Consider the following 15,398-nt stretch of genomic DNA (forward strand, 5'->3'; position numbering starts at 1 on the left):
TAAGGAACGTCCTATGAGCATCACCGTGAACGGCATCGACGAGCTCAAGAAGCTCGCCGGCAGCGACCTCGGCACCAGCGAGTGGATCGAGGTCACCCAGGAGCGCATCGACACGTTCGCCGACGCGACCGGGGACCACCAGTGGATCCACGTCGACCCCGAGAAGGCGGCGCAGGGCCCCTTCGGCGCGCCGATCGCCCACGGGTACCTGACCCTGTCGCTGTTCATCCCGCTCTTCACCGAGCTCCTGGACGTCGAGGGCGTCTCGACGAAGGTCAACTACGGCCTGAACAAGGTGCGTTTCCCGTCGCCGGTGAAGGTCGGGTCGAAGATCCGGCTCGTCGGGAAGCTGGCGTCGGTGGAGGACGTGCCGGGAGGCGTGCAGATCACCGTCGACGGCACGATCGAGATCGAGGGCGCGCCCAAGCCGGCGGCCGTGCTGCAGAGCCTTTCTCGCTTCTACGCGTGAGGGTTCGTGGGGAACCGCGCGTCCGTCGTGGCCGGTCGCGCGGTTCCCCACGCCCCTGCGGGGGCGCTCCCGTTCAGCCTCCCACCACGTCCACGAAGACCGGGTTCGAGTAGAACCACGTGTCCTCCCACGGATCGCCGTCGCCCGGCTCGTGGGGGATCGGGCCGTGCGGGTCCACGGCGGCGCCCAGATACCCGGCGCCGTTCCGCTTGCCGTCGCTGCCGCGCAGACGGACGTAGAACGACTCGTCGCCTGCCGTGAGCGGGACGCGCAGCGTGTACGTGCCCTCGCGACCGCTCACGTCCTTGGTGTGGACCACCCTCGTGTCCGGGGCCTGCCAGGCGTCGCGGTCGCTCACCGGGCCGCGCACCGCTCCCCGGATGACGTCGACATGGGCCAACTCCGGCAGGATCCCGTGCGGGTTGGCGCGGGACGCGGTCGTCACGGCCACCGTCAGCGTGAGCTTCTCGCCCTTGCGGACCCGCAGCCGGCCACCCAGGGTGACGCCCCGGCCGTGGTCACGGTCGCGCTTCACCCGGACATCGAGGCCGTCGAGCAGATGGCCGTGGTCGACCCAGACGCGGCCCGCGCGCAGACCCGCCATCACCGAGCGGTACCCCCAGCGGGTGACGCCGACATGGGTGCGGCTGAACTGGCCGGGCCAGAAGTCGCTGCCGGGCTGCGGAGTGTCGGTGTTCACCGGGTCGGGCAGCTTGCCGGTGTTGTCGAAGTTCCGCCCGGCCGGCCAGTCGCCGTTCTTCCAGGTGTCGAGGACGATCCGGTGCGCGTCGGAGTTGGTGGTGATCGAGAACGGCCTGCCCTCGGCCAGCATCGCGTCCCACAGTCCGCCCACGGTCGCGGTCGACCAGTCGAAGCCGCCGTACGTGAGGTACGCCTCCGCCGGGTAGCCGGGCCAGGACTGGGCGGAGGGCTTGTTCTCGTACTCGCCCCGGATCGAGTTCGCTCCCCGCCGGCCGGGGAGGGCCGCGCCCTGGGCGCCGGGCGCGCCCTCCATGCCGATCATGATCTCGGGGGCCGCGTCCCGCCAGCCGCGCAGTTCGTGCGGGGAGTCGATGCCGAGGCGCAAGGGGTGGTTGGCGAGGACCAGCACGTCGTCGACGTAGCCCGAACGACGTTGCTCGGCAAGCCACTTGAGGGCCCGCACGGCGTGGGCCTCGTTGCGGGCGGTGTCCGCGCCGCCCACGGAGCCGTCCGTGTAGCCCAGCAGCTTGCCGTCGTACGCGCTCTCGAAGCGGGTGAGCAGGTCGACCTCGTGCCGGCCGGGGGCGGTGAAGACCGTGCAGTGCTCGGCGGCCGGGATGTACCACTCCAGGCCCTGGAAGATCAGCTGGCGGGGGTTCTCGGCGCGGGCGCGCAGTATCTCCTCGTGCTCCAGCGCGGCCCCGAAGTCGGCGTGCCCGAAGTTGGAGTGCTCGGTGAACACCATCCAGTCGAGACCGTACTCGGCGCCCGCCGCGGCCAGTTGGGAGAACGTGTACTTGGCGTCGTGGCTGTAGACGGTGTGGATGTGGTGGTCGCCGACGAGATAGGCGAGCCGCGGGTCCTCACCCCCGTACGGGCGGGAACCAGCCGCGGCCGGTGTGGTCAGGGCGCCCGTCGCGCCCATCGCGAACGCGGCACCGAACAGGCCCGCGCCCCGCAGCAGTCCACGGCGCGACACCCCCTGCGCGTCGAGGTCGGCGGCGGAGACGGACGGATCGGCCCAGGCGGGCACCTGCTGCTCGGGGGTGCCGGACAGGTCGAACATGGTGGCGGTTCCTTCGCGTCTCAGTGGTTCATGAACGACTTGACGGGCAGCGCCCGTTCGACGACGCGGACGTCACCGAGGCGTCCGTGCAGGATCTGGTCGATCTTCCCGGCGTACTCGTAGCCGCCGAGGATCCAGGGCAGTCCGACGGAGGTGAGCCCGACGGCGGTGGCCCTCGGGTTGCGCACGACCGGGCAGCCCTGCACATAGAGCGTGGTGTGCCGCCCGTCGTTGACGACCGCGAGGTGCCACCACGTCTCCAACGGCGTCTCCTGACCCCAGTTGGTCGCGATGCCCTGCTGGTCGAGCGGGCGCACCGCCCACTGCGGTTCGCGGTCGTTCGACAGCGACAGCGTGGCGAGCGGCTCGTCCGGGTCGTCGGCGGTCTTGCCGGCCGCGCCGCCCGTGCCGGTCCGGCCGAGGAGGCCCGCCCAGGCGTGGCGCGAGGGATTCCAGTCGGCGGGCAGCCGGTAGAACGCCTCGACGGTGTAACCGTCCCTGAACGTGGCCGCGTTGAGGGGCGCCCCGTCGACCGTGCGCAGATACGCGCCCGTCAGCGGGGGCTTGCCGCCGTGGAACTCCAGGCTGCCGTGGCCCGGCTGGTCCGGGTGGTGGTCGGCGGACCAGGTGAGGATGCCGTTGCCGACGGTCACCACGGTGAGGTCGTTGCCGTGTCCGGAGCGGTCCGGGACGGTGCCGGCGACCTTCGCCCCGTCCTCCTGGCCGTCGAACCGCCAGTAGGCGACCGTGCCGGGTATCAGCATCGTCGACACCGGCCGCGACGCCCGCGCGGGCACCGGCGCGAAACCGGCGAACCGCTTCTCGAAGTCGATCTCGACCGTGAACCGGTCGGCGTCGCCGGAGAGTTCGATCTCCTGCCGCTCCAGTTCGTTGAGTCCCTTCGCGGCCCGGCCGAGGATCCACGGGGAGATCGTCTCCACGTCGATGGTGTTCCGGTCGAGGTCGAAGCGGTAGAGACGGATCATCGCCGCGCCACCGAAATACCGGTTCTGGTAGTTCGTCAGGTGCAGGTGGACATCGTTGTCGGCGGCGTTCCTCCGGGTCGCGCGCGCCGCCGGCCAGTAGTGCCCGTTGAGGGTGAGGAAGATCTGGTCGTGGTCCTCGATCAGCTGGTCCCACAGCTTCTGCCCGTACGACGAGAGGGAGCCGTCGCCGTCGACGATCTCGTGCGCGGTGAGCACGACCGGTGTCCTCGGGTGCCGGGCCAGGACGTCCTTCGCCCAGGCGAAGCCCTTCGCGGAGAGCCGCCAGTCCAGGGCGAGCACCATCCACTGCCGGCCGGCCGCCTCGAAGAGGTGGAAGGAGTTGTAGCCGTCCGGGGAGGCGCCCCCGAAGGTCGGCCGCCCCTCGAAGCGGTCGGGTCCGAACACGTCCAGGTACGGCGTCGGCCCCCGCTGGTCGTCGGTGGAGGAGCGCACGTCGTGGTTGCCGGCGAGGACGCTGTAGCCGACGCCCCGGCGGTCCAGGAGCCGGAAGGCCTCGCCGATCGCCTCGGTCTCCCGCGCGGTGCCGTTCTGGGTGAGGTCCCCGAGATGGGACAGGAACACGATGTTCTCCTCCTCACCGTGCTCCAGCAGGTACCGCAGGGACGCCTCGACGGGCGCCTTGTCGATGCTCGGCCCGTCGAACAGGTACTGCGTGTCGGGCATGACGGCGAGCGTGAAGCGGCGGCTCGTGCGATCGGGCTTCCAGCGCGCGGGCGCCGCCTGCGCCACGACGGGCAGCGAGGCGGTGGCCGCCGCGCCCAGCAGGGCCGTGGCACGCAGGAAGGTGCGTCTGCCCGAGCGGGTCCGGGCAGACTCCTGCCCCGGTTCGTGCGAGGTGCACACAAGTGACTCCGTAGAAAGGGGTTCGTGGTTCAGAGCGCCCGCAGCGTCCACGACCAGCGGTGGACACCCGGGGGGACGAGATACGACGGCGAGGTGTCGGGGCCGCAGGAGGCGGTGCCCAGTCCCCGGTGCGCCGCGTCGATGTGGATCACGCAGCCGGGCCGTGGCACCAGCTCGTCGTGGTGGGTGACGGCCGCCAGGTCCGCCGCGCGATGCCGCGTGACCGAGACCTGCCGGGGGCGGTCCAGCCGTACCGCGAGGACGTGGTCGCCCCCGGAGAGGGTGAAGTGCCGTACCCCGTGCCGGCCCCCGCTCTCCTGCGGCCGCAGATAAGGAGTGAACAACTCGTCCACGGGGAGCGCGTGGTGGCCGACGGGGGCCCCGGCGGCACGGTCCGGGTAGCTCTCCCAGGGGCCCTGCCCGTACCAGGCCAGGCTGTCGAAACCGTCGACGGTCTCGAACACCGTGCCCACCCGGGCCACGTCCGTCAGCGCTTCGGGGAGGACGGCCGTCTCCTCGACGAGCACCCGGCCGTCCACCAGCGCGGTGAACACCTGCTCGTGCTCGACGAACCCGGCACCCGTCGACCATCGGGACCGGACCCGCACGCCGGCCCCCTTGCGCTCCACCGCGACCGGCTCGCGCGCCATGCGGTCCAGGCCCAGCTCGCGCCAGCGCTCGGCCATGCCGCCGAGGACGTCGTTGTCGGTCGGGGCCCGCCACAGGCTCAGGGTGGGCGGGGAGGCGAGCAGCGGGTGCAGCAGCAGCCCGTCCGGGTCCGTCTCCGGCGGCGGGATGTGCCCGGGGTCCTCCTCGGTGCCCACCACCGGCTCACCCTCGTCCGCCGCGTACCACTGGACCTGCGGGCTGCACACCTCGGTGCCGCGCGGTGCCCAGGGCTCGTCGGCGGCCGTCGTCACCCGCAGGGTCAGCCAGATCTCGCCGGCCCCGCCCGCCACCTCGGGCCGGTCGACGACGGCCGACCCGCCGGGCGGTACGTCCGGCAACTGGGCCGGAAGCGTCCAGGTTCCGCCGTCGGCCGCCGTGAACTCCCACTCGGCGGCCAGCCACGAAAGGTCGCGGAAGTGCTGCCGGTTGTGCACCCGCAGCACCCGCCAGGTGCCCTCGCCCTCCACCGACAGCCGCACCGGGGCGGCGATCTCCCGGTGCTCGAACATCACCGGCTTGGGCGTGCGGTCGGGGAAGACCACCCCGTCGGCGATGAAGGCGCCGTCGTGGATCCGCTCGCCGAAGTCGCCGCCGTAGGCCCAGCGCAGGCCGGGTCCGGCGACCCCGTTCTCGTACAGCCCGGCGCCCCCACGCCCGGCCGGTCGTCCGTCGTTCACACGCTGGAGGATGCCGTGGTCCCAGAACTCCCAGATGAACCCGCCCTGAAGACCTGGGGTGGCCTCGATGGCGGCCCACATGTCGGCGAGGGTGCCGTTGCTGTTGCCCATGGCGTGCGAGTACTCGCACTGGATCAGTGGCCTCGTCTGCTCGCCCGACAGCGCGTGCGCCACACAGTCCTCGATGGGCGCGTACATCGGGCAGGCGATGTCGGAGGCGTCGTCCGTGGCCCCCCAGTCCAGCTTCGCCGCGCCCTCGTACTGCACCGGACGCGTCGGATCGTGGCGCCGCAGCCAGCCCGCCGCCGCGTCGTGGTTCGCCCCGTAGTCGGACTCGTTGCCCAGCGACCAGACGATCACCGACGGATGGTTCTTGTCCCGCAGGACCATGCGGGAGACCCGGTCCACGAAGGCGTTCAGATAGCGGGGATCGTCGGCGATCTCGTGCGCGTGGTCGTGCGACTCGATGTCCGCCTCGTCCACCACGTAGAAGCCCAGCTCGTCGGTGAGGTCGTAGAGGGCGGGGTCGCCCGGATAGTGGGAGGTGCGGATCGCGTTGAAGCCGAAACGCTTCAGCGTCAGCAGGTCCGCGCGCATGTCCTCGTACGACACCGTCCGCCCCGTCAGCGGATGGAAGTCGTGCCGGTTCACGCCCCGGAGGTAGACGCGCTCCCCGTTGACCAGCAGGTCCCGGCCACGGACCTCGACGTCGCGGAAGCCGACCCGGTGGCGCGAGACGTCGGCCACCGTGCCGTCGGCGCGGTGCAGCCGGACGGTGAGGTCGTACAGCTCGGGGGTCTCGGCGTTCCAGGTCCGTACGCCGGGGACGACCGTGCCCATGCGGGCCTCGCCGAGGAAGTCGGAGACCCGCTCGTCCTCGGCGTTGAGCCGGTCGAAGTCGCGGTCCTGGAACAGCTCCAGGCCGTCCAGGTCCCCGCTGACGTACCACCCGGCGGGCAGTGCGCCCGTCGCCGGTCCCGCCGCCGAGCGCACCCGGCAGTCCACCCGCAGCTCCCCGTCGTGGCAGGCCCGCACGGTCACGTCCGCGAGATGGAGCGGATCGGTGGCGTACAGCAGCACCGGGCGGGTGATGCCGCCCAGCCACCACTGGTCCTGGTCCTCGATGTGCGAGGCGTCCGACCACTTCACCACCGTCAGCCGCACGGTGGCCTTCGTCCCGGCCCGGACCACGCCGGACAGGTCGAACTCGGCGGCCAGGTGGGAGTCCTTGGAGACGCCGACGGGCCGCCCGTCGACATGGACGAGCAGCACGCTCTCGGCGGCGCCGACCTGGAGGACGATCCGGCGTCCGGCCCACTCGGCCGGTATCTCGACGTCCCGCTCGTACACGCCGGTCGGGTTCTCGGGCGGTGAGTCCGGCGGGAACCGGGCCCACGGCATGCGGACGTTGGTGTACTGCGGCGGGTCCTCCGCCGCGTCGAAGGTCCAGGAACCGGGGAGTTCGGCCCCGGACCAGGCGGGCCCGGGCTCCCGCTCGGGCGTCGGCAGCAGTTGGAACCGCCACCGGCCGTCGAGTGACACCGCCCCCTCGCGCCGGTCCACGGCGTTCATGGGCAGCCGCCCCCAGGAGGTCACCTCGGGTGACTGCCAGGGGCGCGGGGCGAAGAGTGCGTCGGTCATGACCGTTCCGAAGTCGGGGGTGACGGGAGGGAGGGGACCGGCCGGGGCAGCACGCGGCCCGGCAGGCCCCAGGTGGGGTCGACGGGGATGCCGAGCCGGTCCAGGACGGTGGGGGCGATGTCGACGAGTCGGGGTGTGTCCAGCCGGGTGCCGACGTGCGGGCCGGGGGCTGCCCGGCCGCCGGACGCTCCCGGCTCGGCGAGGACGACGAAGACCTCGCGCTCGGCGCGGGTGTCGCCGCCGTGGCCGCCGATGTCGAGATGCCCGTGGTCGGTGGTGACCACGACCGTCCAGCGCTCGTCCGCGCGGGCCGGGTCGGAGCACCGGACGGCGATCGCGTCCAGCAGCCGTCCGAGGTGGGCGTCCTGGGCGAGGAGGGCCCGGTCGTAGGCCGGGCTGAGCGGCCCCGTGGCGTGGCCGGCCTCGTCGGTGGCGCCGAAGTACACGAACAGCGCGTCCGGGTCGTCCTCGGCGATCCGGCGCCGGGCGGTGTCGGCGACACGCCGGTCCGCGTCCTCGTAGCCGTCGGACTCCCCGTCGTACCGCACGCGCTCGCCGATCGCGGGCCCCAGGGTGCCGCGGTCGACCAGCTCCGGCCAGGACACCGCGGCCACCGTACGCAGACCGGGTCGCGCGGCGGCGGCACGGCTGAGGAAGTCGGGGTGACGGGCGTAGTCGGCGCCCTCGAAGTCGTTGCCGGTCACGCCGTGCCGGTCGGGCCAGACCCCGGTCAGCACGCTCGACCAGCCGGGCCCCGAGTCGGTGTAGGCCATGCTGGTGGACGGTCCGCCCTCGGCCCCGCCGTCCACCTCGCCGTAGGGCAGCAGACTGCTGCCGTGGGCGCCCGCGGCCATCAGGCCGTGCAGCACCGGTGCCGTCGAGGGCGAGCGAGAAGGGACCCGGCTCCCGTCATCCGGAGGCCGGGGGAGGGGCAGCCGGTCGAAGCGCAGCCCGTCCATCCCCACCACGAGCACCTTGCCGCGCCCCGGCCGCCCCGCGCCGTAGGCGTCCGCCATCGTGCACCCCTCTCTCGGGAGCGGTCCGGATCAGCTGCCCTGTACCGCGCCCTCGGTGGCCCCCGCGATGAAGCCGCGCGCGAAGACGGCGAAGACGATCACCAGTGGGAGGGAGGCCATCAGCACACCGGCCATCACCATGCTGTAGTCGGTGTTGTGGCCGACGTTGAGCTGGGCCAGCTCGACCTGGAGCGTGACGTGCTCGGGGTTGGTGAGCACGATGAGCGGCCAGACGTAGTCGTTCCAGGCGCCGACGAAGGCGTAGATGGCGAGGAAGGACAGCGCGGGCTTGATCATCGGCAGTGCGACGTTCCAGTACTGCCGGAAGAAGCCGGCGCCGTCGATGCGCGCCGCGTCCAGCAGTTCGTCGGGCACGCCGTTCTCGATGTACTGGCGCAGCCAGAAGATGCCGAAGGCGTTGGAGAGCGCGGGCCAGACCAGCGCCTTGAGCATGCCCACCCAGCCGATCTCCGACATCAGGATGAACTGCGGCAGGACGGCCAGCTGGAGCGGCAGCATCATGAACACCAGGAGCGTACCGAAGAGGATCTTGCGCCCGGGGAACTCGAACTTGGCGAAGGCGAAGGCCGCCAGGGAGTCGACGAACAGCACCAGGACCGTGGTGACACTCGCGATGACGACCGTGTTGAGCATCGACCCGAAGAAGTCGACCGTGTCGAGCACGCCCCGGACGTTCTCCAGCAGATGCGAGCCGAAGGTCAGCTTCGGCGGGCTCTTGTAGATGTCCCGGGTGGTGTTGGTCGCCATCACGATCGTCCACACGAACGGGAAGACCGAGATCACGACGGCCAGGACGAGGAAGAGGTGCGGCGACAGGCCCTTGCGGCGGCGCGGCCGCTTCGCGCCCGTGTCCGGCCGTGGCGTGACGGCTGTCGTCATGACTTCCTCCCTCGTTGCACGATGCGCCAGTTGATGACGACGAGCACGATGATCAGTACGAAGAAGGCCCACACGATGGCCGCGCCGTAGCCGTAGTCGTTGTCGAGGAAGGCCGATTGGTAGAAGTACAGCAGTGTGGTCAGTCCGGCCTGGCCCGGTCCGCCGAGGTTCTGGTTGGCGGCGTTGCTGGCGAAGAGCACCTGGGGTTCGCTGAAGCTCTGCAGACCGTTGATGGTCGAGATGACGACGGTGAACAGGATGATCGGCCGCATGATCGGAATGGTGATCTGGAAGAAGGTGCGGACGGGCCCGGCGCCGTCCATCTTGGCCGCCTCGTAGACCGACTGCGGGATGGCCTGGAGGCCGGCCAGGTAGATGATCATGTTGTAGCCGGTCCACATCCACGTCATCAGCAGGGCGATGACCACCTTGATCAGCCACGGGTCGCTCAGCCACGGCACGGGTGAGATGCCGACCGTGCCCAGGATGGCGTTGACCAGGCCGAAGTCGTTGCTGAACACCGCGCCGAAGAAGATCGCCACGGCGACGATCGACGTCACGTTCGGCACGTAGAGGGCGATGCGGTAGAAGCCCTTGAAGCGGCGCACCGAATGCAGCAGCGTCGCCAGCACGAGCGCGCCGAAGAGCGTGGGAACCGTGGACAGGACCCAGATGATCAGGGTGTTGCGGATGGACAGCCAGAAGACCGGGTCGCTCCAGAGGAACTCGAACTGCTGCAGACCCACGAACTGCTTGGTGCCCAGCCCGTCGTAGCGCTGGAAGGACAGGTACAGCGAATAGAAGACGGGGACGAAGGAGAAGCCGAGGAAGATCAGATAGAAGGGCGAGATCGCCAGGTACTGCCGCCAGTACGACAGCACACCTCGACGAGTGGGCCGAGCGACGCCCGCGGGCGGGGTGCGTCGCGGGCGGAAGCGGGCCGGGCCCGGCCCGCCACGGTGCTCGGGCACCGTGGCGGGACCGGTCACCGGAGGTGACGTCACCTCAGTTCACCCCCTGTCGCCTGGCGATCTGCTTGGCCTGGGAGACCGCGTCCTTCCAGGCGTCGTCGGGCTTCTTGCCCTTGGCCTCGATACTGGTCAGCTCGGCCATGAAGGGAGCCATGACCGCGGAGTCGGCGGGCGCCTCGTAGCTGACGGGGATGGCCTCGGCGGCCGGGCCGAAGACCTCGATGATCTTCTGTCCGCCGAAGAAGGCGTCGGGGCCGGTCATGGCCGGCATCGCGTACGTCTCCGGGGAGGCGGGGAAGATGGAGGCGTCGGTGAAGCTCTTGGCGTTGTTGTCCGGGCTGAGGATCCAGCTGATGATCTTGAATGCCTCTTCGGGGTTCCGGCACTGCTTGGGCAGGGTCAGATAGGAGCCGCCCTGGTTGGCCGGTCCGCCCGGCGTCGCGCAGACCCGCCACTTGCCCTTGGTGTTCGGGGCGGCCGACTCGATGTCCAGCGCGTGCCAGGCGGCGCCGACCTCGGTGGTCAGGCTCTTGCCGACGGCGGCGTTCCAGCTCTGGTCGTTGATCTTGGCGTCGAGGCCCAGGGTGTAGGCGCGGACCGCGGTGTCCCAGGCGGCGCGGATGTGGTCCTGGTCGCCTATGAAGTGGTTGTCCTGGTCGATGAAGCGCTTGGTGCCCTGTCCGACCGCGATGCTGAACACCGAGCCCATGTTGTTGATGAGGAAGGTGCCGGGCAGCGCCTTCTTCAGCTCGGTGCCGAGTGCGAAGTAGTCGTCCCAGGTCTTGGCCTCGGCGGCGACCTTCGCCGGGTCGGAGGGCAGCCCCGCCTTGTCGAACTGGTCGGCGCGGTAGAAGAGCGCGGTGGGTCCGATGTCGATCGGGAAGCCGATCTGCTTGCCGTCCTCGGTCTGGGCGAGCTTGGTCTTCCACTCCAGGTACTGCGAGGAGATCTTCTTGAAGCCCAGGTCGTTCAGGTCGAGGAAGCGGTCCGCGTTGGGCAGGAAGGAGGCGATGTCCTCGCCCTTGATGCCGGTGATGTCCGGCACGGAGGAGCCGCCCGCCGCGAGCGTGGTGGTGAGCTTCTGCTTGAAGTCGCCGCCGATGGAGGAACTGGTCAGCTTGATCTGGCTCTTGAAGTGCGTCTTGGCCTCGGCGACCACCTTGTCGCTGAGGGCTCCGCCCCAGTACCACATGGTGAGGTTCTTGCCGTTCTTGGTGCCGCCGGAATCCGAGCCGCCGCCACAGGCGACGGTCAGGCCGGAGGCGGCCGCGGTGAACACGGCAGCCTGGAGGAAGCCTCTACGAGAAAGGTCCACGGGTCACTCCTGTTTGTTCCTGTTCGTGGTACTTCAGGGCTTTGGTGCGTGGGGTCTTTGGGGCCGCGCGGGCGGGGTGACCGGGGCATGCGGCACCGGTGGGCCGACGTCGGCCGGGATGCGGTCCGCGAGGAAGCCGTAGGCCTTCTTCAGGGCGGGGTCGGTCAGCGAGCGCCACCAGTGCGCGAGGCCGTACCAGCCGGGTGCGGCGAGGCCTCCGCCGTGGTGGCCCACGGAGAGTCCGGCGGACAGGACGGCGAACCGCAGCCGTTCCGTCAGGGGCCAGCCGCCGAGGGAGGCGGCGACGAAGCTCGCGCCGAAGACGTCGCCGGCGCCCGTCGCGTCGAGCACGTCGACGTCCAGCGCCGGGACCTCCGCGTACTCCCCGGTCGTCTGGTCCACCGCGACCGCGCCCTCGCCGCCGCGGGTGACCACGGCCACCGGCACCAGCTCGCTCAGGGTGCCGAGCGCGGCGACCGCGCTGTCGGTGCGGGTGTAGGCCATCGCCTCGGTCTCGTTGGGGAGGAAGGCGTGGCACAGGGCGAGTTGGTCGAGCAGGTCGCGCGACCACTGCTGCGTGGGGTCCCAGCCGACGTCCGCGTAGATGAGCGTGCCGTTCGCGGCGGCCTTGGCGAGCCACTCGCGCGGCTCGGCCTCGATGTGCACGAGCGCCGTGCGCGACTCGGGCGGGTCGCCCATCAGGACGTCCTGGGAGTACGGCGGTTCCTGGCCGTGGGTGACCAGGGCACGGTCGTGACCGTGCGCGAGGGAGACGGTGACGGGGGTGTGCCAGCCGTCGGCGGTGCGGGAGAGGGAGAGGTCGACGCCCTCCTGCCCGGCGAGGACGTCACGGCAGTACGCGCCGTAGTAGTCGTCGCCGAAGACCGTGGCCAGCGAGGTCCGCAGGCCGAAACGGGCGGTGGCCACCGCCAGGTTGGCGATGCCGCCCGGACCGCAGCCCATGCCGTCGGTCCAGATCTCCTCGCCGGGCGTGGGCGGCTTTCCCAGTCCCGTGAGCACGAGGTCGTAGAAGAGCAGCCCGGTCAGCAGCACATCGGGCCGGTCGTCGTCCACGCGTGCACCCTCTCGTCGAGACTTCTGAGGATCACTCTTCAAAAGTCTTCAATTTCGGTGCACAGATCGTGCGCGCCTCCGAGAGGTTTGGCAAGAGTCGAGCAGAAGTGAGCATGGATTTGATTGGGAATGACGAGTACTGTTCAGCGCGTGCTGGCAGAGAGACGACACCAACTCATCCTGCGGGCCCTGCGATCTGGCGGGCCGGCGGCGGTCACCGACCTGTCCGAACAGCTCGGTGTGAGCCCCGCCACCATCAGGCGTGACCTCGTCCGGCTGGAGGAGGAGGGGCTGCTCACGCGGGTGCACGGCGGCGCGGTCGTGGACGAGGGCGACCAGCCCTTCGCCGAGGTCGCCGAGGTACGGGTGGCCGAGAAGGACGCGATAGCGGCGAAGGCCGCGTCGATGGTCCACGACGGCCAGTCGGTGCTCCTCGACATCGGGACCACCGCCTACCGCCTGGCCCGGCAGTTGCACGGCCGCCGCCTCACCGTGATAACCAGCAACCTGGTCGTCTACGAGGAGCTGGCCGACGACGAGGGCATCGAACTGGTCCTGCTCGGCGGCATGGTCCGCCGTGAGTACCGTTCCCTCGTCGGCTTCCTCACCGAGGACAACCTCCGTCAACTCCACGCCGACTGGCTCTTCCTCGGAACGAGTGGTGTGCGCCCCGGCGGACAGGTGATGGACACGACCGTCGTCGAGGTCCCCGTCAAACGCGCGATGATCAGGGCGAGCGACAGGGTCGTCCTGCTCGCCGACTCCGCGAAGTTCCCCGGGACGGGAATGGCGAAGGTCTGCGGCCCCAGGGAACTCGACGTGGTCGTCACCAACGGCCCGGTGGAGCAGGCCACCCGAGCGTCGCTGGAGGAGGCGGGGGTCGAAGTGGTCACGCCATGAACGCCCCTCGGGGCGGGGCGGCTGACACGTGTCGGACGGTTCGGGGGGCTGGGCTCGGAAGGGTTGGCGCGCATGGGCCTGGATGGGTCGGCGGGGCCGGGCCTGGGAGGTTTCAGGTGTCCGAGCCTGGTGGGGGCGGCGGGTCCGGGCCTGGAAGGGTTTGGGTGCGCGGGCCTGGGTGGGGCGGCGCGTTCGGTCCCGGCTGTCCCGGCGGTGTCGGCCTGTTCGGGCCTGGAAGCGTTTGGGTGGCCGAGCCTGGTCGGGGCGGCGGGTCCTGTCCTGGAAGGGTTTGGGTGCGCGGGCTCGGATGGGTCGGCGGGTCCGGTCCTGGAGGGGTCCGGGTGCCCGGGGCCGGAGGTGTCGGTGTGTCTGGTTCTGGAGGAGTTTTCCGGTCCGGTTTCGAAGGGGTCCGGGTGCCGGGTCCTGGGAGGGGCGGCGCCTTCGGTCGTGGAGGGGGCGGGGTGTTCGGTCCCGGAAGGGTCTGGGTGCCCGGCCCCAGATGGGGCGGCGCGTCCGGTCCGGGCGGAGTCGGCGTGTCCGGCCCCGGTCGTGACCGGGTGCCCGGGGCCGGAAGACCACGCCCAGTTGGTCCCGGGCGCGCTCGGGCAGACGGTCCCGGAAGGGTCCGCCCAGCCGGTCCCGAAGGGGCCCGCGCGGACGGACATGGCAGCGTCCGCGCAGACGGTGCGGGGACAGCCCGCACCCATGCACGATCGGCAAAGGTGGTAGTTGCGTGAAGCTGACGATTCTGGGCGGCGGAGGATTCCGGGTGCCCCTCGTGTACGGGGCGCTCCTCGGGGACCGCGCCGAGGGCCGGGTCACCCATGTCGTCCTGCACGACCTGGACGCCGAGCGGCTCTCCGCCGTCACCCGCGTCCTCGCCGAGCAGGCGGCGGACGTCCCCGACGCCCCCGAGGTGACCGCCACCACCGACCTCGACGAGGCCCTGCGCGGCGCCGACTTCATCTTCTCCGCGATCCGCGTCGGCGGCCTGGAGGGCCGTGCGAACGACGAACGCGTGGCCCTGGCCGAGGGAGTCCTGGGTCAGGAGACCGTCGGCGCGGGCGGCATCGCCTACGGCCTGCGCACGGTCCCGGTCGCCGTGGACATCGCCCGGCGCGTGGCCCGCCTCGCCCCCGACGCCTGGGTCATCAACTTCACCAACCCGGCGGGCCTGGTCACCGAGGCCATGTCCCGCCACCTCGGCGACCGTGTCATCGGCATCTGCGACTCACCCGTGGGCCTCGGCCGCCGCATCGCCCGCGTCCTCGGGGCGGCGAACCCGGCCGAGGCCTGGATCGACTACGTCGGCCTCAACCACCTCGGCTGGGTCCGCGGCCTCCACATCGCGGGCCGCGACGAACTCCCGCGCCTCCTCGCCGACCGCGACCTCCTCGGCTCCTTCGAGGAGGGCAAGCTCTTCGGCGTCGACTGGCTCCAGTCCCTCGGCGCGATCCCCAACGAGTATCTGCACTACTACTACTTCAACCGCGAGGCCGTCCGCGCCTACCAGGCGGTCGAGAAGACCCGCGGCGCCTTCCTCAAGGACCAGCAGGCCCATTTCTACGAGGAGATGCGCCGCCCCGACGCCCACGCCCTCAAGGCCTGGGACCGCACCCGCGCCGAGCGCGAGGCCACCTACATGTCGGAGAACCGGGAGACGGCCGGCGCCGGCGAACGCGACGCCGACGACCTCTCCGGCGGCTACGAGAAGGTCGCCCTCGCCCTGATGCGGGCCATCGCCCGCGACGAGCGCACCACGCTCATCCTCAACGTCCGCAACCAGGGCACCCTCGCGACCCTCGACACCGAGGCCGTCATCGAGGTGCCCTGCCTGGTCGACGCCAACGGCGCCCACCCGGTCTCCGTCGCCCCCCTGCCGGACCACGCCACCGGCCTGGTCTGCGCGGTCAAGGCCGTGGAGCGCGAGGTCCTGGCGGCGGCGGAGGCGGGGTCCCGTACGACCGCGGTGAAGGCCTTCGCCCTGCATCCCCTGGTGGACTCGGTCAACGTCGCACGCCGTCTGGTCGAGGGCTACACGGCCGTGCACCCTGGCCTGGGCTACCTGAAGTAGGCTCCCGCCCGGAAAGCGCTTTCTTAACCTGTCCCCTCTCTCCCCGCCCGCCCCTGCTCCGCCCGCTCCTGCTC

General features: G+C 71.0%; 11 protein-coding genes. 3 read left to right on the top strand and 8 right to left on the bottom strand.

Annotated elements, in window-relative coordinates; all coding sequences use genetic code 11:
- The first annotated feature begins 13 nt into the window (after window positions 1-13).
- Window positions 14-469 carry a MaoC family dehydratase gene (locus RM704_RS05660; RefSeq protein ID WP_033529664.1) on the top strand — a complete coding sequence of 152 codons (456 nt, stop codon included), beginning with the start codon at window positions 14-16 and terminating at the stop codon, window positions 467-469.
- A gap of 73 nt (window positions 470-542) precedes the next feature.
- Here RM704_RS05660 and RM704_RS05665 read toward each other — a convergent pair whose 3' ends face one another.
- The 8 genes from RM704_RS05665 to RM704_RS05700 all read right to left on the bottom strand — a co-directional run bounded on the left by RM704_RS05665 (window position 543) and on the right by RM704_RS05700 (window position 12,350).
- A complete protein-coding gene (locus tag RM704_RS05665; RefSeq protein ID WP_033529663.1) occupies window positions 543-2,237 on the bottom strand; it encodes a PHP domain-containing protein in 1,695 nt (564 codons plus the stop codon).
- A 20-nt stretch (window positions 2,238-2,257) separates the two neighbouring features.
- Window positions 2,258-4,087 (bottom strand): LamG-like jellyroll fold domain-containing protein, encoded by a 1,830-nt coding sequence (locus tag RM704_RS05670; protein WP_033529662.1) that lies wholly within the window; start codon window positions 4,085-4,087, stop codon window positions 2,258-2,260.
- Between the two features lie 29 nt (window positions 4,088-4,116).
- Window positions 4,117-7,074 carry a glycoside hydrolase family 2 TIM barrel-domain containing protein gene (locus RM704_RS05675; protein ID WP_033529661.1) on the bottom strand — a complete coding sequence of 986 codons (2,958 nt, stop codon included), beginning with the start codon at window positions 7,072-7,074 and terminating at the stop codon, window positions 4,117-4,119.
- Entirely contained in the window at window positions 7,071-8,090 is a 1,020-nt protein-coding gene (locus RM704_RS05680; RefSeq protein ID WP_033529660.1) for an alkaline phosphatase family protein, read from the bottom strand. Before RM704_RS05680 ends, RM704_RS05675 begins: the two co-directional genes overlap by 4 nt.
- 30 nt (window positions 8,091-8,120) lie before the next feature.
- Entirely contained in the window at window positions 8,121-8,990 is an 870-nt protein-coding gene (locus tag RM704_RS05685) for a carbohydrate ABC transporter permease (RefSeq protein WP_033529659.1), read from the bottom strand.
- A complete protein-coding gene (locus RM704_RS05690; RefSeq protein ID WP_033529658.1) occupies window positions 8,987-9,871 on the bottom strand; it encodes a carbohydrate ABC transporter permease in 885 nt (294 codons plus the stop codon). Before RM704_RS05690 ends, RM704_RS05685 begins: the two co-directional genes overlap by 4 nt.
- A 124-nt stretch (window positions 9,872-9,995) precedes the next feature.
- Entirely contained in the window at window positions 9,996-11,276 is a 1,281-nt protein-coding gene (locus tag RM704_RS05695; protein ID WP_033529657.1) for an ABC transporter substrate-binding protein, read from the bottom strand.
- Window positions 11,277-11,309: 33 nt separating this feature from the next.
- Window positions 11,310-12,350 carry a carbohydrate kinase family protein gene (locus RM704_RS05700; RefSeq protein ID WP_033529656.1) on the bottom strand — a complete coding sequence of 347 codons (1,041 nt, stop codon included), beginning with the start codon at window positions 12,348-12,350 and terminating at the stop codon, window positions 11,310-11,312.
- A 150-nt stretch (window positions 12,351-12,500) separates the two neighbouring features.
- Between RM704_RS05700 and RM704_RS05705 the strand changes: the two genes are divergently transcribed.
- Both RM704_RS05705 and RM704_RS05710 read left to right on the top strand, forming a co-directional pair.
- Entirely contained in the window at window positions 12,501-13,250 is a 750-nt protein-coding gene (locus RM704_RS05705) for a DeoR/GlpR family DNA-binding transcription regulator (protein WP_033529655.1), read from the top strand.
- A 733-nt stretch (window positions 13,251-13,983) separates the two neighbouring features.
- Complete coding sequence (locus RM704_RS05710) at window positions 13,984-15,324, top strand: 6-phospho-beta-glucosidase (protein ID WP_033529654.1); 1,341 nt, start codon at window positions 13,984-13,986, stop codon at window positions 15,322-15,324.
- Window positions 15,325-15,398: the final 74 nt, after the last annotated feature.

Origin of the sequence: Streptomyces gottesmaniae (genome assembly GCF_031845845.1) — a bacterium.
GTDB classification, from domain to species: domain Bacteria; phylum Actinomycetota; class Actinomycetes; order Streptomycetales; family Streptomycetaceae; genus Streptomyces; species Streptomyces akebiae.